This is a genomic window from Citricoccus sp. NR2 (assembly GCF_027594385.1).
Classification (GTDB): Bacteria; Actinomycetota; Actinomycetes; order Actinomycetales; family Micrococcaceae; genus CmP2.
On the sequence record NZ_CP115154.1, the window covers coordinates 2,196,415 to 2,216,470 of the forward strand.

Consider the following 20,056-nt stretch of genomic DNA (forward strand, 5'->3'; position numbering starts at 1 on the left):
AAATATGCGTGAACCCGGATCTCCACTTCGGGTCATTGCGGTGGATCCCGGGCTCACTCGATGTGGCCTTGCCGTCGTTGACATTGCGCAGAACCGATCCGCCACCTTGGTAGACGTTAAAGTCGTGGGCTCCGCCAATACCGAGGCGATTGGTAACCGTTTGGCCGTGATCGATCAGGCGGTGGAATCGATGCTTGATCAGTACGCGCCCCACCACATGGCTGTGGAGCGAATGTTCGCGCAGAACAACACTCCGACCGTGATCGGGACCGCTCAGGCCTCCGGTGTTGTCATTGCCGCGGCTGCACGCCGCTCGGTACCCGTGGCTTTGCACACTCCTTCCGAAGTCAAAGCGGCGGTGACGGGTAACGGTAACGCTGACAAGAATCAGATCACCTCGATGGTGACGCGTATTCTGCGGCTGGCCGAGCCACCACGTCCGGCGGACGCGGCCGATGCGATTGCGTTGGCCGTGGCCCATGCCTGGCGCGGCGGACTCTACGGTCGTGGGCTCGACACCGGAAAGCTGACGAGCCGCCGTACCTCCTCCAAATTCCCGACCGCGAACAAGACGGGTTCACTGACCCCGGCCCAGCAGGCATGGTTGGCTGCTGAAAAGCGCGGAAGCCGGTGACGCGCTGACACAGGTCGCGCTCCTCATGTTTATCGGAATAATGTTCTAAGCTGTGAGTGGCGAATCGAACGTGGCACCACAAATCCGTGTTGCCAGCGAGCGAAGTGACGGACACAGAGGAGACAACGGTGATTGCATCGCTGACGGGCACAGTCGAGCACGTGGGACTGAACCAGGCCGTGTTGAACGTGTCCGGGATTGGCTATCTGTTCTCAGCGACTCCACAAACCTTGGCGACCTTGCGGGAAGGGGAGCAGGGCAGAGTCCTGACCTCCATGATCGTTCGAGAAGAGTCCATGACGCTCTTCGGCTTCGCTACGACGGACGAGCGTGAGATTTTCGAGATCATGATGGGTGTCTCGGGAGTCGGCCCCCGTACCGCTCTGGCGGTCCTGGCTGTTCACGCACCGGACGCTGTTCGCTGGGCGGTGGCCCATGACGACGAAAAAGCGTTCACCAAGGTCTCCGGTATCGGGCCGAAAGGCGCACGCCGCATTCTCCTGGAGCTCTCCGGGAAGCTCACTCCGGTTGAAGCGCCTCCGACGGCAGCTTCAGAAGGCACCTCGCCTGCAGGCCAAGAATGGATGGACCAGGTCGTCGGCGGCCTGACCGGCTTGGGCTGGAACGACAAGGATGCTCAGAAAGCACTTGAGACCACCGTCCGAGATGAGCCCGAACTGGCTGAAACCCAGGATGTGGCACGTATTCTCAGAGCCACCTTGAGTCGGCTCGGTCGCGACCGCAGTACAGGAGGTAGCCGGTGAGCCAAGGTCCAGGTCGCGGCGATGATCGTGTCATCAGTGCAGGCGCTGACACCGAGGAACGTGAAATTGAAGCAGCCCTGAGGCCTCGCAACCTGCATGACTTCGTGGGTCAACGCCGCGTGCGTGATCAACTCTCGCTCGTCTTGGAAGCAGCCCGACTACGTGGGCGAAGCGCTGACCATGTTTTGCTTTCGGGTCCTCCTGGGCTGGGCAAGACCACGCTGTCGATGATCATCGCTGCCGAAATGAACGCGCCGTTGAGGATCTCCTCGGGTCCAGCAATTCAGCATGCCGGTGATCTGGCAGCCATCTTGTCCTCATTGACCGAAGGTGAGGTGCTCTTCCTGGATGAGATCCACCGCATGTCTCGTCCTGCCGAGGAAATGCTCTACATGGCGATGGAAGATTTCCGTGTCGATATCGTTGTGGGTAAAGGCGCGGGTGCTACAGCCATCCCCTTGGAACTGCCGCCCTTCACTCTTGTGGGAGCGACCACTCGCGCGGGCCTGTTGCCCGGGCCGCTTCGTGACCGCTTCGGCTTCACCGGACATTTGGAGTTCTACGGCTCCGATGAGCTGGAACTCGTGCTGCGTCGATCCGCGGCCATGCTGGATATGCAGCTAAACTCGGCGGCCTTCAGCGAGATTGCTTCCCGTTCGCGAGGAACGCCTCGTATCGCGAATCGACTGCTGCGCCGCGTCCGCGACTGGGCCCTGGTGAAAGGGCTTGAACAGGTCGACGCGCGGGCCGCCTCAAACGCACTTGACATGTACGAGGTCGATTCCAGAGGGTTGGATCGTTTAGACCGTGGCGTTCTCGAAGCGCTGTGCCTCAAATTCGGCGGCGGCCCGGTGGGACTGTCCACCTTGGCTATCGCGGTCGGCGAGGAAACGGAGACCGTCGAGGAAGTCGCCGAACCGTACCTCGTGCGTGAAGGTCTACTCGGTAGGACGCCTCGCGGGCGTATCGCGATGCCAGCGGCATGGAAACACTTGGGGTTGTCAGTGCCGAAGGACTCCCCGGTGGTGGGTGCCTGGTCGCTCATTGATGGTGACGATGATTCCAAAGATGAGGTCAACTAGCCCCTCGGAAGCCGTCGAAGGCACTCGGCTCGTCATGTCTTCTGGGATAGTCCAGACTCAGGCACTAGACTGACTGAGTTGACTTATGTCCCGAACACAGAATGTGGTGTCTCCTTATGACCCTGAGTCCTTTTACCGTCGATGCAGGCCTGCTGTCCCAGGACGGTGAACCGACAGGGGGATTCGACCCCTTCTTCATCATCATGCTGGCCGTCTTCGGTCTGCTGATCTTCTTCATGTTCCGCCGTTCGAAGAAGGCTCAGCAGGAACAGCAGAAGCGCCGTTCTTCGCTGGCCCCCGGCCAGGAGGTGATGACCGGTGCGGGCATTTTCGGCACCGTTGTCGCTGTGAACCAGGACGAGAACAAGGTGGTCCTTGAGCTGTCTCCTGGAAACAACGTCACGGTGCACATTCAGGCCATCGGTCAGGTGATCGAACCAACCGAGCCGGCTGCGTCGGCCGAGGCCGAGAATGTGGATGGCACGTACGACCTCAACGGTGAAGAGTACGGGGGCCCCGCAACCACAGATTCCAAGGACACCAAGCCGAGCTTGAATCCTGAGGATCCCCGCGGCGACGCGGACCAGAAGTAACACCGCGGCGGATTGAAAGCGCCTCGTATTGCCCGGGTGGGTCCACCCAGCCTTAACTGAAAGTCCAGCTCACTATGTCCTCATCGACAAGCTCCGGCCGTCCCAAACGCACACTCGGATGGCTGGGAGCTATCATCGTTGTGCTGACGGCCGTACTTGGCATCGGCATCGCCACAAACCAGACCACTGGTGCTCCACTTCTTGCGCTCGACCTCGAAGGCGGTACCCAGATGGTGCTGTCTCCGGAGACGGCCGGGGGAGAGCAGGTCAGTTCTGAGCAGATGGACCAGGCAGTGGAGATTATCCGCCAACGTGTCGATGGCTCAGGCGTTTCGGAAGCAGAAATCAATGTTCAGGGCGGCAACACGGTTGTGGTGTCCTTGCCAGGTACTCCGGACTCACAGACGCGTGAATTGATCCAGGCGTCGGCAAATATGGAATTCCGCGCGGTGATCAGCGGCGCACAGGGTACGGCGACACCAGAAGAGGACCAGACGGCACTGGAAGATTTCCCAGAGCCTACGGCAGAGCCGACAAGTGGTTCCGATTTCAACTGGGTCACCCCAGAACTGGCCGACGAATTCCAGAAGCTCGACTGTGATGCCTTCCTCGCCGAAGGAAATCGTGAGCCGGTGCCTGAAGATGAACCGATGGTTTCGTGTGACCCGCAGTACGGCATGAAGTACATCCTGGGGCCGGTTGAAGTTTTCGGTACCCAGATCTCGGATGCGGACTTCGGTATGGCCTCCGCTCCGGGCGGTATTTCCACAAACCAGTGGGCCGTAAACCTGTCGTTCGATAGCGAAGGTACGAGCGCATTCCGTGAGGTCACTCAGCGAATTACCCCGCTGGAGAGCCCCCGCAATCAGTTCGCCATCGTGCTCGACGGCACGATCATTTCGGCTCCGTCGTCCAACGCTGTTATCGCAGACGGTCGGGCACAGATCACGGGTAACTTCACCGAAGTCACAGCACAGGCACTGTCCGAGCAATTGCAGTACGGTGCGCTTCCGATTAGCTTCAATATCGAGTCGGAGCAGCAGATCTCGGCAACTCTGGGTCAAGACCAGTTGTATTGGGGTCTGATAGCCGGTTTGATCGGTTTAATCCTCGTTGCCGCTTACCAGTTCTATCAATATCGTGCACTGGGACTGGTCACACTGTCGTCGCTGGTCGTGGCGGGCATCCTGACTTACCTGGCGATCGTTCTCTTGGGATGGTCCGATAATTACCGGCTGTCCCTGGCCGGTATCGCCGGCATTATCGTTGCTATTGGTCTGACAGCGGACTCCTTCATCGTCTACTTTGAGCGCATTAAGGACGAAATGCGTGCCGGAAGGCCACTGGCACAGGCCGTGGAATACGGTTGGGCGCGCGCAAAGCGGACAATCACCGTGTCAAAGGCCGTGAACCTACTAGCGGCCGTGGTGCTGTACTTCGCCGCCGTGGGCAACGTGCGTGGCTTCGCATTCACGCTGGGTCTGACCGCCGTGGCCGACCTCTTGGTCGTCTTCATGTTCACGCATCCGGTGATGCAGCTGTTGGCACGTACGAGATTCTTCGCCTCGGGCCACCCGCTGTCTGGAATGGATCCCTCACTTCTCGGCCAGGAGCCGCTGTACAAGGGGGCAGGTAAAGTCCGCGAATTCAAGACCGTCGAGCAGGCTGCGCCCGCGCGGGGTAAGCGTAATAAAGGTTCTTCGAAGGAAGCTCAACGTCGCCAGACCATCGCCGAGAAACGGCGTCTGGAACGTGAAGACCAGCTAGGACTGTCTTCGGGACAGCAGACATCTGAGTCAGTGGACGCAGGATCGTCGGAGGGAAAGAAATGAGCCGCTTGGCGACCTGGGGCAACGAGCTCTACACAGGCAAGAAGTCCTATCCCTTTGTTCACCGGTGGAAGCTGTGGTTCGTCATTGCTGCCATCCTTCTCGTCATCTCCGGAGGGCTCACGTTGGCCCGCGGCGGCTTCAACATGGGCATTGAATTCCGCGGCGGATCTGAATTCACCGTCTCCGGCGTATCCGACACGGACCCCGCTGCGGGGGAGTCCGCCGTGACCGACGTGGTGCCTGAAACCGTGGTCACTGCGACGAACATTGCACCTAACACCATGAGGGTTCAGACTGAGCATTTGGACGACAACCAGACGCTCGAGGTCGCAGCGAACCTGCAGGAGGCATACGGGGTCGGTGCCGACAATGTGACCTCCACGTTCGTTGGCCCTACCTGGGGCCAGGCGGTGAGCCAGCAGGCTGCCATCGGTCTGATCATTTTCGTGGTGCTGGTCGCGTTGCTTATGGCGTTGTATTTCCGCACCTGGAAGATGTCTCTCGCTGCCATTATCGGACTGTTTTACGTTGTGGCGCTGACGACTGGTATCTATGGTTCAACGGGTTTCGAAATCACACCATCGGCCATCATTGGTTTCCTGACTATTCTGTCGTATGCCTTGTATGACACCGTCGTGGTCTTCGATAAAATTCGCGAAAATACGGACAACCTAGAAGAAGACGTTCAACGCACGTTCTCTGAGAACGTCAACCTTGCGGTGAACCAGACCTTGGTACGTTCTATCACCACCTCGATCGTCGGAATTCTGCCGGTCGGTTCAATTCTCTTCATTGGTGCCGGGCTTCTAGGCGCGGGTACCTTGCGCGATATCTCGCTGGCGATTTTCGTCGGCATTATCGTTGGCACCTTGGCGACTTTGTTCATCCAGGCACCGTTGTATGCGCTGCTTCGACGCCGTGACAAAAATGTTCAGGAACACGACGCGCGGATCCTGCGTAAGCGTCGCTCTGGTAGCGGTGAAGGTGATGCGCCCGTCACCGAGCCCAGCGCAGTCTCTCACGTCTAGGCTGTCCTTACGCCCAATATTGGTATTGGGCGGCAACTGGGACTAATGTTTCACCCACCGGTAACGGTGACAGGGATCATGCTTTGGTCGCCTTGGGCGCCATGAGGGGAGGGGACGACATGACGGATTCCACCGACGCTACGTCATCGGACGCGTCCTCAACGTCTGCTGCTGTCAATTCTCGCCGCCCACGAGGACGCCTTGCGCGTCTGACCGGTCGCCCAGTGGTCGGCGGGTACTCGCCGATCTTGGAACCACTGATCCGCACGTTGAAAGTTCGGCACCCGAAATCGGATCTTGATCTCGTTATCCGTGCTTTCGCCGTCGCAGAGAAGTATCACGAGGGGCAAAAGCGGAAAAGCGGCGATCCGTACATCACCCATCCGGTCGCGGTGGCGACCATTCTGGCGGAACTCGGTCTGACAGGTACTACGCTGGCCGCCGCCCTTTTGCACGATACTGTCGAAGACACCAGCTACTCACTGGACCAGCTCAGTCGCGAATTCGGTGAGGAAACGGCGCTACTGGTCGACGGTGTGACGAAGCTGGACAAAGTGAAGTTTGGCGCTGCGGCGCAAGCCGAGACCGTCCGCAAAATGGTTTTGGCCATGGCCAAGGATGTACGCGTGCTGTTGATCAAGCTCGCAGACCGGCTTCACAATGCCCGAACTTGGCGTTACGTGCCGCCCGAGTCCAGCGCCCGCAAAGCGAAAGAGACCCTGGAGATCTATGCGCCGCTCGCGCATCGTCTCGGAATGAACACCATCAAGTGGGAGCTTGAGGACCTGTCTTTCGCTGCATTGTGGCCCAAGGTGTACTCGGAGATCGTCCGGTTGGTCGGGGAGCGAACCCCGGAACGGCAACAGAATGTTGCCCAGCTCAGCGAACAGATCGAGCGCGAACTCCGTGACGCCAAGATTCGGGCAACGCTGTCAGGACGGCCCAAGCATTACTACTCGATCTATCAGAAGATGATCGTGCGCGGAAAAGAGTTTGACGAGATCTACGATCTTCTCGGTGTCCGCGTGTTGGTCGATTCTGTACGGGACTGCTACGCGGCACTGGGTGTTCTTCACGCGAAGTGGTCTCCGATTCCGGGCCGGTTCAAAGACTATATTGCGATGCCGAAGTACAACATGTATCAATCGCTCCACACCACCGTCGTCGGCCCCGGTGGCAAGCGTGTTGAGATCCAGATTCGCACGCATGAAATGCACCGCCGAGCTGAATACGGCGTTGCCGCTCACTGGCGCTATAAGGATGCTGGTGCTGAGGAGAACGGCGACGCGACACCGAATTGGTTGCGTGCCGTCCTGGACTGGCAGAAGGACGCCAAGGACCCGAACGACTTCCTGGATTCATTGCGCACCGAGATCGGAGCGGCCGAGGTCTATGTCTTCACTCCGCAAGGCGAGATTAAAGTGCTCCCTGCTGGATCTACCCCCGTGGACTTCGCCTATTCGGTGCACACAGAAGTCGGTGACCGGACCATCGGTGCCCGGGTCAACGGGCGTCTGGTACCACTGAATTCCCCGCTCAATCATGGCGACTCTGTCGAAATCTTCACGTCGAAAAGTGAAGACGCGGGCCCCAGCCAAGATTGGTTGGGGTTCGTACGCAGTGCCCGCGCACGCAACAAGATCCGGCATTGGTTCTCCAAGGAACGCCGCGACGAAGTCATCGAAGTCGGAAAAGACGCGCTGACCAAATACGCCCGCAAACAATCGTTGCCGCTGAGCCAAGTCATGAGCACAGACGCATTGGGCACGGTGGCTGAAGAGCTGGGCCTGGCGGACGTCTCCGGGCTCTACGCTGCTATCGGCGAAAACAACGTCTCCGCCCAGAATGTCTTCGAACATATCCAGGCACTTCTTGAGCCACCGGAGCCGGCTCAAGAAGAGTACTTCGATACTGGCGCGATGCCGCAGGTCAGTCTGCCCAGTCGGCATTCAGATTCTGGTGTCATTATTCCGGGCACTGGCGAAGTTATGGCTAAACTGGCCCGCTGTTGTTCTCCGGTTCCACCAGACGACATCGTCGGGTTTGTCACCCGCGGCTCGGGAGTCTCCGTGCACCGGACTGACTGTCAGAACGTCGAGAACCTGAAAGCCGAGCCGGATCGTCTTGTCGACGTGGAATGGGCTCCGACCCAAGACTCTGTGTTCGTCGTGGAGATCCAGGTGGAGGCTCTCGACCGCAAGTCGTTGCTGTCCGATGTGACTCGTATTCTCGCCGAGCACCACGTCAACATTCTCTCGGCCTCCGTGAAGACGCGGCGGGATCGAGTTGCGGAGTCGCAATTCGTCTTCGAGATGGGCGATCCAGCGTATCTTCAGCACGTGTTGAACTCCATCCGCCGCATTGACGGCGTCTACGACGTCTTCCGTACCTCGGATAAGGGACAGCGTAAGACCTAACACCGTCACTCGGCGGTCGCATCGAGCAACTCATTCAATCGCTGGATCGCGCGAGCCATGCCGGCTTGGTAACTGCGATAGGTAAAGCGAGCGAGTAACTCGTCACGAGAGCAGTGACGCAACAGTAGTCGCAATTGAACCGGGTCCACATCTATCGGCGACAGCCGAAGAAGATCCTCCATCGTCTGCTCGGGGATCGTGCACCGTACCGGCCCGATCATCTGAACATCGGTCTCCCAGCCCTTGCCTGAAACCAGGGCGCCACCGGTGACTCCCTGGCGCAGTCTCAACGGCAACTCTGTCGGTATCCGGGAAGGCCGATGATACCGAGGCACGGATGCTTCGAAGCAGATGGGTGGGCATCCACCCGTATGGATCCACCGGGCCGTTTGGAGTTCGGCCGTCCACAAACCACCGATCAGTCGTTGCCCCATGATCGACACTACATGCGCCCGAGTTTCAGCCGTGTCGGGCTGGTCCGCACTCACATAACAGTCGCCCAATCCGCGGCGAAGTAGTCCAGTGCGGGCCATCGACTGGAGCTCGGCATGTATGAGGCCGGGCCCTGGAGTCCAGAGCCACGGTGGTTGCCCCTCCTTTGAACCGGTCCTCTGAACCGGGATGGCGAGATTCTTCATGAAGTGATCGTCCCAGCAAAAAGCGGTGGCCCTGTCGAAACAGGACCACCGCTGTGGATGACTCACCGGGGAAGCCCGCGCTGTGGACGACCCCGGAGCATCAGATCAAGAATCAGTTGGAATCTGCAGATGCCTGCAGGGTCTGCAACCAGAGCTTGCGGGCATCGAGTGCTTCCTGGGCCTTCTTGATGGCCTTCTCGTCGTTGCGTTCCTGGGCCTGGGCCAGATCCTGCTCGAGTCCGGCGATGGCGTCTTCAAGCTGGGACAGAGCGGAATTCGTGCGAGCCTTGGTTTCGGGGTTGGTCCGCTGCCAGTGCTCCTGCTCCGCCTGAGAGAGAGCCTCCTCGAGACGACGGAAACCAGATTCCATCCGTCCGATGTCCTTGCGCGGAACCTTGCCCGCGTCGTCCCACCGTCCGCGCAGCTCATTGATGGCGGCCCGGGCACGATCGACATTCTTGAACGGCAGCAGCTTGTTGCCCTCTTCGAGAATGGCCTCCTTGACCTTCAGGTTCTCCTCGAATTCGCGGTCGATTTCGTCATTGGCCGACTTCCGGGCATTGAAGAACACGTCCTGCGCGGCACGAAAACGTGTCCACAATGCATCGTCCTCACGGCGTGAGGCGCGGGGTGCGGCTTTCCATTCCGACATCAGATCGCGGTACTTCATCGCGGTCGTCGCCCAGTCTGTGGACGACGATAGCTCTTCAGCACGTGCGATGAGGCGTTCCTTGACCTTCTTAGCTTCCGCATTGGTCTGATCCAGCTGTGAGAAGAAGGCGCGGCGGTGCTTGTCGAAGGTCGAGCGTGCTGCACGGAATCGCTTCCACAGTTCGTCCTCTTCGGGCTTCGGCAGTCGGGGACCCTTCTTCTGGGTCGTCTTCCACTGCTCGAAAAGCTCGGTCATGCGGCGCGAGGAGTCTTTCCACTGAGTGCGCTGCGGATCCTGCTCGGAGATGGTTACCGCTTCATCGACGATCGCTTTACGAGCCGTGCGCTGTTCTTCGACTGCCTTGTGATGCGCTTCCTTCTCGACGGTGCGGCGCACCTCCAGCGTGGTCTCCAGCGACGCGATGCGCTTGCGCAGCGCCACCATGTCACCGACCATCTTGCGTTCATCGGTAGTGGCCTGCAACTGTCCCAGAGCCTTGCGGAGGTCAGCGGTCGAGGTGTCCGTTGCCAGACGCTGCTCCAGAAGAAGAACCTGCGACATCGCGTCGTCGTACTTGCGCACGAAGTAGGCCAGCGCCTCATCCCGAGGAACATCGGGAACCTGCCCGACGGGAATACGATCGTTGCCGTCGATCAGCACCACATGTCCGTCTTCGGTGACTTCGGCAAACTGGCGTGCGTCATCCACCTCAGTGCGGTGAGTCGGCACGGCGGGGGCTACCGGTGGTTGCTGCGCTGCATGCGCTTCGGCGGCAGGCTTGGCAATCGAAGCCGGGGAAGCGGGCTGAGCGGGGCGAACCGAAGCCGGAGAGGGCACGGGACGCGGCTTCTGGGGAGCCGTCTTTTCGGGAACAGCCGGCGTGTCGGTCGGCTGATGCGCCTCGGTGCTTGCCGTTGACTTCAGAGCGTCGTCAACGTCCTGCTGTGCTTCGGAATGGGGGACGTCGGATTCTTGACTGTGGGTCACCGCTGGAACTCTCTGTGCTGGATCGTGCTGGCTTGAGCACGTCGAGACGAAACATGGTCACGAACAGCCTACCGTCAACGGCATAGAATGACAGGTGGGTTCCGCGCCTGAGCGCCGAATCCATGACCTTCGTCCCCGTTGCACGACCAGAAAGTGCTGATTCATGTCACGCAAAGCGTCCCTGTCTGGCTTCCACGAGTGGCTCCCCGCCGAACGGCTGGTGGAACTGCATGTTCAGGACACGCTGCGTCGTGTCTTCGAACTTCATGGGTTCGCCAATATCGAGACGCGTGCGGTGGAGACCCTGGGAACGCTGTTGCGCAAGGGCGAGATCGATAAAGAGGTTTATGCAGTATCGCGACTGCAAGGTGAGGCACCCGAGAAGGCTGAGGATCCGAACCGGCTGGCCCTGCACTTCGACCTGACGGTGCCTTTCGCCCGCTACGTAACCGAGAATGCCGGTCACCTGGCTTTCCCTTTCCGCCGCTACCAGATTCAGAAGGTGTGGCGTGGCGAGCGCCCTCAAGAAGGACGCGCCCGCGAATTCACCCAGGCGGATATCGACGTGGTGGGCGAGGGCACGCTGCCGTTCCGGTACGACGTCGACGTCGCGCTGGTGATGGCCGAAGCACTCTCCGAACTGCCCATCGGCGATTTCACCATTCGGATCAACAACCGGAAACTGGCCGAGGGCTTCTACCGGGGGGTCGGTCTGAACGACACCGCAGGCGTGCTCCGTTGCATCGACAAGCTCGAGAAGATCGGTGAAGACGAAGTGGCTCGCCTATTGCGCGAAGAAATCGGCGCTACCGATGAGCAAGCACAGAAGGCACTCGCCTTGGCCCGGATCCGGACCGAAGATCCCAGCTTCGTCGATCAGGTCCGCGCCCTTGACGTTCATGATGAACTTCTCGAAGAAGGTCTTTCCGAGCTGGCCGAGGTGATCGGGCAACTGCACCGGCGGATGCCGGGTCGCGCTGTGGCGGATCTGTCGATCGCGCGGGGTCTGGATTACTACACGGGCACGGTGTACGAGACCATGCTGGATGGACATGAACAGCTTGGCTCTATTTGCTCCGGTGGCCGTTATGACTCGCTGGCGACTAAGGGCAACCGGACCTTCCCCGGCGTGGGACTTTCCATCGGGGTGACGCGTCTCGTGATGCGGATGCTTTCGCAACAGATGGCTGAGGCTTCTCGTTCCGTCCCCACCGCGGTGTACGTCGCGCTGACACAGGATGAGGATTGGGAGACCGCCCTGGACACGGCGGCCCTGTTGCGTTCTCGTGGGGTGGCGGCCGAAGTGGCGGTGCGCGCCGAGAAATTCGGTAAGCAGATCAAGTACGCGGACCGCCGCGGAATTCCGTACGTCTGGTTCACCAGCATCAACGACGGCGTACCGAACCACGAGGTCAAGGACATTCGCAGCGGCGAACAGGTGGCGGCCGATCCTCAGACGTGGGTTCCGGCGGCCGAGGACCTGGCACCGACCGTGTCCGCGCCGACGTCGGACATCAACTAAACTTCAGCGAAGTATTCACTACCGGAAGGACAACCGTGCTGCGCACGCATCAGCTCGGCGAGCTCAACGCCGAGCACATTGGACAGACCGTCACCGTGGCTGGATGGGTCGCCCGTCGACGCGACCACGGAGGCGTGGCCTTCGTTGACCTGCGTGATGCCTCGGGCTTCGCCCAGGTGGTGGTGCGTGACGAGAAGGACTTCGATCCGCTGCGTAACGAATTCGTGCTGCGTGTGACCGGGACGGTCGAGAAACGTCCTGCCGGCAACGAGAACCCGAACCTGCCTTCCGGCGAGATCGAGCTGATCACCGACACCGTCGAGGTGCTCAACACCGCCGATCCGCTTCCGTTTCAGATTGATGAACACGTGGAGGTGGGCGAGGAAGCCCGCCTGCGGCACCGGTATTTGGACCTGCGTCGCCCGCAGCCGGCGAAAATCATGCGACTGCGCTCGGACGTCAACCGTGCTGCGCGTGACCTGCTGCACGAGGAAGGGTTTATCGAGGTCGAGACCCCGACCCTGACTCGCTCCACCCCGGAAGGTGCGCGCGACTTTCTGGTCCCAGCCCGCCTGGCGCCCGGATCCTGGTACGCCCTTCCGCAGTCACCGCAGCTGTTCAAGCAGCTGCTCCAGGTCGGCGGCGTCGAACGCTACTTCCAGATCGCTCGCTGCTACCGCGATGAGGACTTCCGCGCTGATCGTCAGCCCGAGTTCACCCAGCTCGACATCGAGGCCTCCTTCGTGGAGGAAGACGACGTCATCGCCCTGGGCGAGAAGATCATCGCATCGCTGTGGTCACTGATCGGGGTCGAGATCTCCACCCCGATTCGCCGAATGACCTACGCCGAGGCCATGGAAAAGTACGGTTCTGACAAGCCGGATCTGCGGTTCGGTCTGGAACTGACGGACCTGACCGAGTACTTCCGCAACACCCCGTTCCGCGTGTTCCAGTCCGACTACGTCGGCGCCGTGGTGATGCCCGGTGGTGCGTCGCAGCCGCGCCGCACCCTGGACGCCTGGCAGGAATGGGCGAAGCAACGCGGCGCCAAGGGACTTGCCTACGTGCTGATCCAGGAGGACGGCTCGCTGGGTGGCCCCGTGGCGAAGAACATCACCGACGAAGAGAAAGCCGGTTTGGCCGAAGCCACCGGTGCCCAGCCGGGCGACTGCATCTTCTTCGGTGCCGGAACCGCCAAGGACGCTCGTGCACTGCTCGGTGCAGCGCGCGTGGAGATCGGTCACCGTGTGGGACTCATTAAGGCCCCCGGTGAGGTGCCGATCGAAGAGCAGGACTGGGCTTTCGTCTGGATTGTGGACGCTCCGCTGTTTGAGCCGGCGGCCGATGCGGTGGCTTCCGGCGACGTTGCCGTGGGCTCCGGATCCTGGACCGCGGTGCACCACGCGTTCACCTCGCCCAAGCCCGAGTTCCTCGACACCTTCGACACGGACCCCGGCTCGGCGTTAGCGTACGCCTACGACATCGTCTGCAACGGCAACGAAATTGGTGGCGGCTCCATTCGTATCCACCGCCAGGATGTGCAGAAGCGTGTGTTCGGCGTGATGGGCCTCAGCGAAGAAGAAGCTGATGAGAAGTTCGGCTTCCTACTCGAGGGCTTCAAGTACGGGGCTCCGCCGCACGGCGGTATCGCCTTCGGCTGGGACCGCATCGTCGCTCTGCTGGCCGGCACCGACTCCATTCGCGACGTCATTGCCTTCCCGAAGACGGGCAACGGCTTTGATCCGCTCACCGCGGCACCAGCTCCCATCACCCCGCAGCAGCGGAAGGAAGCTGGCGTCGACGCAAAGCCGGAGCCGAAGAAGGACGAAGTAGCCCCCGAGTCCGAGTAATTCGTCAGCTGGTAGAGCGCCGGGGCCTACGCAACTCATCGCTATCGATGAGCACCGTGAAGGGTCCGGCGTTCACCAAGCTGACGTCCATCATGGCGCCGAAACGTCCCGTTTCAACCCGAGCGCCAAAACCCCGTAGCGTCTCGACGACGCGGCGGTACAGCGGCTCTGCTTGGTCCGGGCGCGCCGCATCGGACCACGAAGGACGCCGACCACGGCGGACATCGCCATAGAGGGTGAACTGGCTGATCACGAGCAACGGTGCACCGGAGCTCTCGCAGGACGCCTCGTTTTCCAAGATGCGCAACCGGTAGAGCTTCTCCGCGAGGAGATCGGCCTCCGACTCGGTATCGACGGTGCTGACACCGACCAGTACGGTCAGTCCAGGTTCGTCGATCTGTCCCACCACCTCATCATCGACGGTGACCTGGGCGCGACGGACTCGTTGTACAACTGCCTTCATGCGAACAGTGTAGGCACAGGCTCGTTCGATCGAAGAGGCGCAATGCGCCGCGTCAAGGAGAGGGCTAGGCTGGAATGGTGAGTGATCTCTTCAGCTCGATCGGCGGAGTCGAGCCCTCCGACGGCCCCGCTGAGGTGGAATCCGCCACCATGTCCGGATCCGGACACTCCGCCGCCCCCTTGGCCGTGCGCATGCGTCCGCGGTCTCTGGACGATGTGGTGGGACAGCAACACTTATTGGCACCGGGTTCGCCGTTGCGCAAACTGGTCGAATCCGAGCCCTCGGGCCTGCGTTCTGCGACCGGACCCTCCTCGCTGATTCTCTACGGGCCTCCGGGGACCGGAAAGACAACGTTAGCCACGGTGATCGCCCGCGGTACCGGGCGAAAATTCGTCGAACTCTCCGCCATTTCCGCCGGGGTCAAAGACGTACGCCGGGTCATGGATCAGGCGCTGACCGATCGGGACCTCCACGGACGCACCACGATTTTGTTCCTCGACGAGATCCACCGGTTCAACAAGGCGCAGCAGGATGCGCTGTTGCCCGGGGTGGAAAACCGCTGGGTTGTTCTGGTGGCGGCCACCACCGAAAATCCGTCCTTCTCCGTGATCTCGCCACTGCTCTCGCGATCACTGATGCTCACCTTGAAGCCGCTGACCGATAAGGACATCACCGGTCTCATCCACCGCGCCATCGATGACGAACGCGGTCTGGGCGGGGGAGTGGTCGCCGACGAAGAGACGGTCGAGTACCTGGTCCGCATGGCGCAGGGCGATGCGCGTCGGGCGCTCACCACACTGGAAGCAGCCGCGGGGGTGGCGCTGGACCAGGCCGACAACCCCGAAGGCCCGGTTCCGATGACCCTGGACGACGCCGCACGCGCCATGGATCGGGCCATCGTGCGCTACGACAAAGATGGCGATCAGCACTACGATGTGATCAGTGCATTCATTAAATCCATCCGCGGATCTGACGTGGACGCGTCGCTGCACTATCTGGCGCGGATGATCGAAGCCGGTGAGGACCCGCGCTTCATCGCACGACGACTCATCATCTCGGCGTCCGAAGACATTGGGATGGCTGACCCGACCGCGCTGCAGACTGCGGTTGCGGCGGCCCAAGCGGTGCAGATGATCGGGATGCCGGAAGGGCGGATCCCGCTGGCCGAGGCGGTGGTGCACCTGGCCACCGCGCCTAAGTCGAACCGAGCGTACGAGGGCATCAACAAGGCCATGGCGGATGTTCAGGCGGGCAAGGGCGGTGTCGTTCCGCTGCATCTGCGTGATGCCCACTATCCGGGGGCCGCGGCGATGGGTCACGGAAAAGGCTACATTTACGCCCATGACGCCCCGCACTCGGTGGCTGCCCAGCAATACCTGCCTGACACTCTGGCCGACCGCGAGTATTACCAGCCAACGTCCAATGGCGTGGAGCGAACCCTGTCGGACCGAGTGGCCGCGCTTCGTCGCCTGCTTCGAGGCGAGCGGGGCTAGCGTCGCCTGGTTCAGGCTCAATGCTTGATCGTGCTAGGATGGTCTGCTGTCTGGCACAACTGTGTTCACTGAGCACGTGTTGGTAGTAATGACGGGCGACGGCATGCCCCTCAGCTCTCCGGTGTTGATTCATTGCGGAGGCCAGGATTCGCCGGCTCTTCGTTCACCCATTCTGCGGTGTTCCTTGTCGCCGAACGATAACAAACCAGATCATGCCGTATGACAAGAAAGGTCCCTCGTGGCTAACCGCACCCTTCGCACCCGCCGCACCGTGCGCCACTCGCGCGCGCTCGGCATCGCTCTGACCCCCAAGGCAGAGAAGTACATGGAGCGCCGTCCGTACGGTCCCGGCCAGCACGGCCGCGCCCGTCGTCGCGCTGACTCCGACTACGCTGTGCGTCTGAAGGAGAAGCAGCGTCTCCGCGCTCAGTACAACATCCGTGAGGCGCAGATGCGCCGCTACTACGAAGAGGCCAAGCGCCAGTCGGGTCTGACCGGTGAGACTCTCATCGAGCTGCTCGAGTCGCGTCTGGACGCCCTCGTGTTGCGCGCTGGCTTCGCCCGCACCATCCAACAGGCACGCCAGCTCGTCGTGCACCGCCACATCCTGGTCGACGGCCAGCGCGTGGACCGCCCGTCGTTCCGCGTGAAGCCGGGCCAGCTGGTGCACGTGCACACCCGCTCCGAGAAGATGGTCCCCTTCCAGATCGCCGCTACCGGCGCTCACCAGGAAGTGCTGCCCGCCACCCCGGGCTACCTGGACGTTGAAATCGACAAGCTGCAGGCTAAGCTGACTCGCGCCCCGAAGCGCTCCGAGGTCCCCGTGACCTGTGAAGAGAACCTCGTGGTCGAGTACTACGCACGCTGATCCTCGACGGCTCCAGCCGTTGATACCGCTTCGGCCCGGAACACCTGTTGGTGTTCCGGGCCGAAGCTTTTCCCCGGAAATCAGGGCGCAGCTGCACCGCGTTCTCATCTAACCTCCATGAATTTCGGTACAGTAGTCCAGGATGTGTGAACGAACGGCAGGACGAGAGTTGCTCGGCCTGCGGGAAAGGACGTGCCGGTGATCAAGCGCGTACTGCTGATCGGAGTGGGAGCCGCCGCAGGGTGGTTCGGACACTCCTTGATCAACAAAGGCCGCGACGCCGCCGTCGTGCAGGCCGAAGAATCCCTCCGCACCACCTTTGCGCCCGAGAACCTCGGTCGTACCGCGGGCCAGGCAGCCGCCACCGCGTTGACCGAAGGTGCCCGATCGTTCATTGGCCAGTTGCGCGCCGAGATTCCCGGCTGGTCCACTCAAGCCGACGACATCATCACCGGCACCGCATCGGATGTCACGCGTACGTCGTCCACCGTTACTCCCACTGACCCGTCTCACCCCCGGAAGCAGGCATAAGCAGGAATGAAGTCGCACGAGATCGCGAAGACCTGGACGACGTTCTTCGAATCGAAGAACCACACCGTGGTGCCCTCGGCCTCCCTGGTGTCTCCAGATCCTTCCCTGCTGTTCACCATCGCCGGGATGGTGCCCTTCATCCCGTACTTCCTGGGTCAGCAGACCCCGCCCTTCTCTCGGGCTGTCAGCGTGCAGAAATGCATTCGTACCGCCGACATTGAAGAAGTCGGTAAGACAGTACGTCACGGCACGTTCTTCCAGATGTGCGGCAACTTCTCCTTCGGGGACTACTTCAAAGAGACCGCCATCCCGATGGCCTGGGAGTTGCTCACTACCTCTCAGGCCGACGGCGGTTTCGGTCTCGACCCGGAGCGGCTGTGGGTCACCGTCTACGAGGAAGACGATGAAGCCGAGCGCATCTGGCGCGACGTTGTGGGTGTACCCGCCGAGCGAATCCAGCGTCTGGGTGCTGCAGACAATTACTGGCACACCGGCGGTTCCGGCCCCGGCGGACCAGACTCCGAGATTTTCTACGACCGCGGTCCCGAATATGGGCTCGACGGCGGGCCGGCCGTGGATGACACCCGCTATATCGAGATCTGGAACCTGGTATTCATGCAGTACCAGCTCGGTGAGGTACGCTCCGCAGTGGACTTTGACGTGATCGGCGAGCTCAAGCACAAGAACATCGACACCGGCATGGGACTGGAGCGCCTGGCGATGATCCTGCAGGGCGTCAACAACATGTACGAGACCGATCAAGTGCGTCCGGTGCTCGACCGTGCCGCCGAGCTGGCTGGCAAGCGCTACACCTCCTCGGAAGACCCGCAGGACCCCAGCTACGACGACGACGTCCGGTTGCGCGTGGTGGCCGACCACATCCGCTCCGCGCTGATGCTGATTTCCGACGGTGTGGTCCCCGGCAACGAAGGCGGCGGCTACGTGCTACGCCGCCTCATTCGCCGTGCCGTGCGCGCCATGCGCCTGATGGGAGTCACCGAGCCGGTGCTGCCGCAACTGCTGCCGGTGTCCCGCGATGCCATGAAGGGCACCTACCCGGTTGTCGAGAATGATTTTGAGCGCATCGCCCGGATCGCCTACGCAGAGGAGAAGGCCTTCCTGCGCACCATCACGGCCGGTACCTCGCGCCTGGAAACGGCGGTGTCCATCGCACGCGCAGACAATGGCACCCTGTCCGGCGCCGATGCTTTCGAGCTGCACGACACGTATGGTTTCCCGATCGATTTGACTCTGGAGATGGCCGCTGAGGCCGGAGTCAGCGTCAACGAGACCGAATTCCGCCGGTTGATGACCGAGCAGCGCGACCGGGCCCGCCAAGACGCGAAGTCTAAGAAAGCTGGCCATGCCGACATCAGCGCCTACCGAGAACTCCACGCCGCTGGCGACACGGTGTTCACCGGCTACACCGAGCACACCACTGAATCACAGATCCGAGGCCTGTTGCTGGATGGCCAGCCGGTTGGCTTCGGGCAGTCCGGTCAGGAGCTCGACGTCGTCCTCGACGCCACCCCCTTCTACGCTGAATCGGGTGGCCAGGCTGCAGACACGGGTCTGATCACCGGTGACGGGTTCGTGTTGGAGGTCAAGGACGTCCAGGCGCCGGTCAAGGGTTTGAGCGTGCACCGCGTCGTCGTCAAGGAGGGCGAGGTGCCCGCCGGGGCCAACGCCCTGGGACAGATCGACCTGCGCCGTCGTCTCGACGCACAGAAGGCCCACACCGGCACCCACCTCATCCACTCGGCACTGCGCCAGGTGCTGGGCAACGAGGCCACCCAGGCCGGTTCTTTCAACAAAGAAGGCTATCTGCGCTTCGACTTCCGCTGGCAGGATGCCCTGAGCGATGCCGCCAAGCAGGAAGTCGAAGAGATCGCGAACCTTGCCATCCGCGACAACCACACCGTGGTGACCCGCGAAATGTCGCTGGACCAGGCGAAAGAGGCCGGTGCCATGATGCTCTTCGGTGAGAAGTACGGCGACCAGGTGCGCATGGTGGAAATCAACGGCGCTTGGTCACGTGAACTCTGCGGCGGCACCCACGTGGGGGCCACTACAGAGATCGGAACCCTTGCGTTGCTCGGCGAACAGTCCGTGGGCTCCGGCAACCGACGTGTGGAGGCTTTTGTCGGCTTGGACGCCTTCCAGCACTTCGCTGCGGAGCGCACCCTGCTCAACCAGCTCACCGAGATGCTGAAGGCACCCGCCGACCAGGTTCCAGACCGGGTCGCTGCGACCCTGGCAAAGCTGCGCGAGGTGGAGAAAGAACTGGCCACCCTGCGTTCGGCGCAGCTACAGGCCGAAGCCGGGCGCATGCTCGACGCCGCCGAGCCGGTCGGTTCCGTCACTCTGTTGTCCCGCCACCTCGGCGCCGTGGCGTCTGCCGATGACCTGCGCAGCGTGGTCATGGACCTGCGTGCGCGACTCGAACAAGCGGGCAAGGAATCGGTCGTCGTCGCGATGACCGCCGAATCCAAGGGCCGTCCCCTCGTGGTGGTAGCCACCAACCAGGGCGCACGTGACGCCGGTGTCAAAGCTGGCGCGCTGGTCAAGATCGCCTGCGGTGTACTCGGTGGCGGCGGCGGCGGCAAAGACGATCTGGCCCAGGGTGGTGGATCCCGGCTGGACCAGGTCGAGACGGCTCTGCAAGCCCTGCGTGACGCTACGTTGCAGAATCAGAGCTGAAC

The 20,056-nt window shown here is 61.5% G+C and carries 16 protein-coding genes; 13 read left to right on the forward strand and 3 right to left on the reverse strand.

What is annotated here, in order from left to right; translation table 11 throughout:
- The first annotated feature begins 4 nt into the window (after nucleotides 1-4).
- From ruvC to O1A05_RS10315, 7 genes are all read left to right on the forward strand, one after another.
- Nucleotides 5-634: a crossover junction endodeoxyribonuclease RuvC gene (gene ruvC / locus O1A05_RS10285; RefSeq protein WP_270105120.1), complete on the forward strand. Its 630-nt coding sequence runs from the start codon at nucleotides 5-7 to the stop codon at nucleotides 632-634.
- Nucleotides 635-762: 128 nt separating this feature from the next.
- The gene (gene ruvA / locus O1A05_RS10290) at nucleotides 763-1,398 is read left to right on the forward strand and encodes a Holliday junction branch migration protein RuvA (RefSeq protein ID WP_270105121.1); all 636 of its coding nucleotides are present in this window, start codon (nucleotides 763-765) and stop codon (nucleotides 1,396-1,398) included.
- A 32-nt stretch (nucleotides 1,399-1,430) separates the two neighbouring features.
- Nucleotides 1,431-2,480 carry a Holliday junction branch migration DNA helicase RuvB gene (gene ruvB / locus O1A05_RS10295; protein ID WP_442867687.1) on the forward strand — a complete coding sequence of 350 codons (1,050 nt, stop codon included), beginning with the start codon at nucleotides 1,431-1,433 and terminating at the stop codon, nucleotides 2,478-2,480.
- Nucleotides 2,481-2,596: 116 nt separating this feature from the next.
- Nucleotides 2,597-3,073: a preprotein translocase subunit YajC gene (gene yajC / locus O1A05_RS10300; RefSeq protein WP_270105123.1), complete on the forward strand. Its 477-nt coding sequence runs from the start codon at nucleotides 2,597-2,599 to the stop codon at nucleotides 3,071-3,073.
- 74 nt (nucleotides 3,074-3,147) lie between these two features.
- Complete coding sequence (gene secD / locus O1A05_RS10305) at nucleotides 3,148-4,905, forward strand: protein translocase subunit SecD (protein WP_270105124.1); 1,758 nt, start codon at nucleotides 3,148-3,150, stop codon at nucleotides 4,903-4,905.
- The gene (gene secF, locus O1A05_RS10310; RefSeq protein ID WP_270105125.1) at nucleotides 4,902-5,933 is read left to right on the forward strand and encodes a protein translocase subunit SecF; all 1,032 of its coding nucleotides are present in this window, start codon (nucleotides 4,902-4,904) and stop codon (nucleotides 5,931-5,933) included. Before secD ends, secF begins: the two co-directional genes overlap by 4 nt.
- Nucleotides 5,934-6,052: 119 nt before the next feature.
- Nucleotides 6,053-8,350 carry a RelA/SpoT family protein gene (locus O1A05_RS10315; protein WP_270105126.1) on the forward strand — a complete coding sequence of 766 codons (2,298 nt, stop codon included), beginning with the start codon at nucleotides 6,053-6,055 and terminating at the stop codon, nucleotides 8,348-8,350.
- Between the two features lie 5 nt (nucleotides 8,351-8,355).
- Here O1A05_RS10315 and O1A05_RS10320 read toward each other — a convergent pair whose 3' ends face one another.
- Both O1A05_RS10320 and O1A05_RS10325 read right to left on the reverse strand, forming a co-directional pair.
- Nucleotides 8,356-8,640 carry a hypothetical protein gene (locus O1A05_RS10320; protein WP_270105127.1) on the reverse strand — a complete coding sequence of 95 codons (285 nt, stop codon included), beginning with the start codon at nucleotides 8,638-8,640 and terminating at the stop codon, nucleotides 8,356-8,358.
- 460 nt (nucleotides 8,641-9,100) lie between these two features.
- Nucleotides 9,101-10,627: a DUF349 domain-containing protein gene (locus O1A05_RS10325; protein WP_270105128.1), complete on the reverse strand. Its 1,527-nt coding sequence runs from the start codon at nucleotides 10,625-10,627 to the stop codon at nucleotides 9,101-9,103.
- Between the two features lie 163 nt (nucleotides 10,628-10,790).
- Between O1A05_RS10325 and hisS the strand changes: the two genes are divergently transcribed.
- Both hisS and aspS read left to right on the forward strand, forming a co-directional pair.
- The gene (gene hisS, locus O1A05_RS10330) at nucleotides 10,791-12,149 is read left to right on the forward strand and encodes a histidine--tRNA ligase (RefSeq protein WP_270105129.1); all 1,359 of its coding nucleotides are present in this window, start codon (nucleotides 10,791-10,793) and stop codon (nucleotides 12,147-12,149) included.
- Between the two features lie 35 nt (nucleotides 12,150-12,184).
- Nucleotides 12,185-13,999 carry an aspartate--tRNA ligase gene (gene aspS, locus O1A05_RS10335; RefSeq protein WP_270105130.1) on the forward strand — a complete coding sequence of 605 codons (1,815 nt, stop codon included), beginning with the start codon at nucleotides 12,185-12,187 and terminating at the stop codon, nucleotides 13,997-13,999.
- A gap of 4 nt (nucleotides 14,000-14,003) precedes the next feature.
- Here aspS and dtd read toward each other — a convergent pair whose 3' ends face one another.
- Nucleotides 14,004-14,462 (reverse strand): D-aminoacyl-tRNA deacylase, encoded by a 459-nt coding sequence (gene dtd, locus O1A05_RS10340; protein ID WP_270105131.1) that lies wholly within the window; start codon nucleotides 14,460-14,462, stop codon nucleotides 14,004-14,006.
- Between the two features lie 77 nt (nucleotides 14,463-14,539).
- Between dtd and O1A05_RS10345 the strand changes: the two genes are divergently transcribed.
- From O1A05_RS10345 to alaS, 4 genes are all read left to right on the forward strand, one after another.
- The gene (locus O1A05_RS10345) at nucleotides 14,540-15,955 is read left to right on the forward strand and encodes a replication-associated recombination protein A (protein ID WP_442867688.1); all 1,416 of its coding nucleotides are present in this window, start codon (nucleotides 14,540-14,542) and stop codon (nucleotides 15,953-15,955) included.
- Between the two features lie 238 nt (nucleotides 15,956-16,193).
- A complete protein-coding gene (gene rpsD / locus O1A05_RS10350) occupies nucleotides 16,194-16,823 on the forward strand; it encodes a 30S ribosomal protein S4 (protein WP_270105132.1) in 630 nt (209 codons plus the stop codon).
- A 198-nt stretch (nucleotides 16,824-17,021) separates the two neighbouring features.
- Nucleotides 17,022-17,354 (forward strand): hypothetical protein, encoded by a 333-nt coding sequence (locus tag O1A05_RS10355; RefSeq protein WP_270105133.1) that lies wholly within the window; start codon nucleotides 17,022-17,024, stop codon nucleotides 17,352-17,354.
- Nucleotides 17,355-17,360: 6 nt separating this feature from the next.
- Nucleotides 17,361-20,054 (forward strand): alanine--tRNA ligase, encoded by a 2,694-nt coding sequence (alaS, locus tag O1A05_RS10360; protein ID WP_270105134.1) that lies wholly within the window; start codon nucleotides 17,361-17,363, stop codon nucleotides 20,052-20,054.
- Nucleotides 20,055-20,056 lie beyond the last annotated feature (2 nt).

Coding starts and splice junctions, on each gene's coding strand:
- ruvC (WP_270105120.1), top strand. CDS start 5: ATGCGTGAACCCGGATCTCCACTTCGGGTCATTGCGGTGGATCCCGGG.
- yajC (WP_270105123.1), top strand. CDS start 2,597: ATGACCCTGAGTCCTTTTACCGTCGATGCAGGCCTGCTGTCCCAGGAC.
- secD (WP_270105124.1), top strand. CDS start 3,148: ATGTCCTCATCGACAAGCTCCGGCCGTCCCAAACGCACACTCGGATGG.
- secF (WP_270105125.1), top strand. CDS start 4,902: ATGAGCCGCTTGGCGACCTGGGGCAACGAGCTCTACACAGGCAAGAAG.
- O1A05_RS10315 (WP_270105126.1), top strand. CDS start 6,053: ATGACGGATTCCACCGACGCTACGTCATCGGACGCGTCCTCAACGTCT.
- hisS (WP_270105129.1), top strand. CDS start 10,791: ATGTCACGCAAAGCGTCCCTGTCTGGCTTCCACGAGTGGCTCCCCGCC.
- dtd (WP_270105131.1), bottom strand. CDS start 14,462: ATGAAGGCAGTTGTACAACGAGTCCGTCGCGCCCAGGTCACCGTCGAT.
- alaS (WP_270105134.1), top strand. CDS start 17,361: ATGAAGTCGCACGAGATCGCGAAGACCTGGACGACGTTCTTCGAATCG.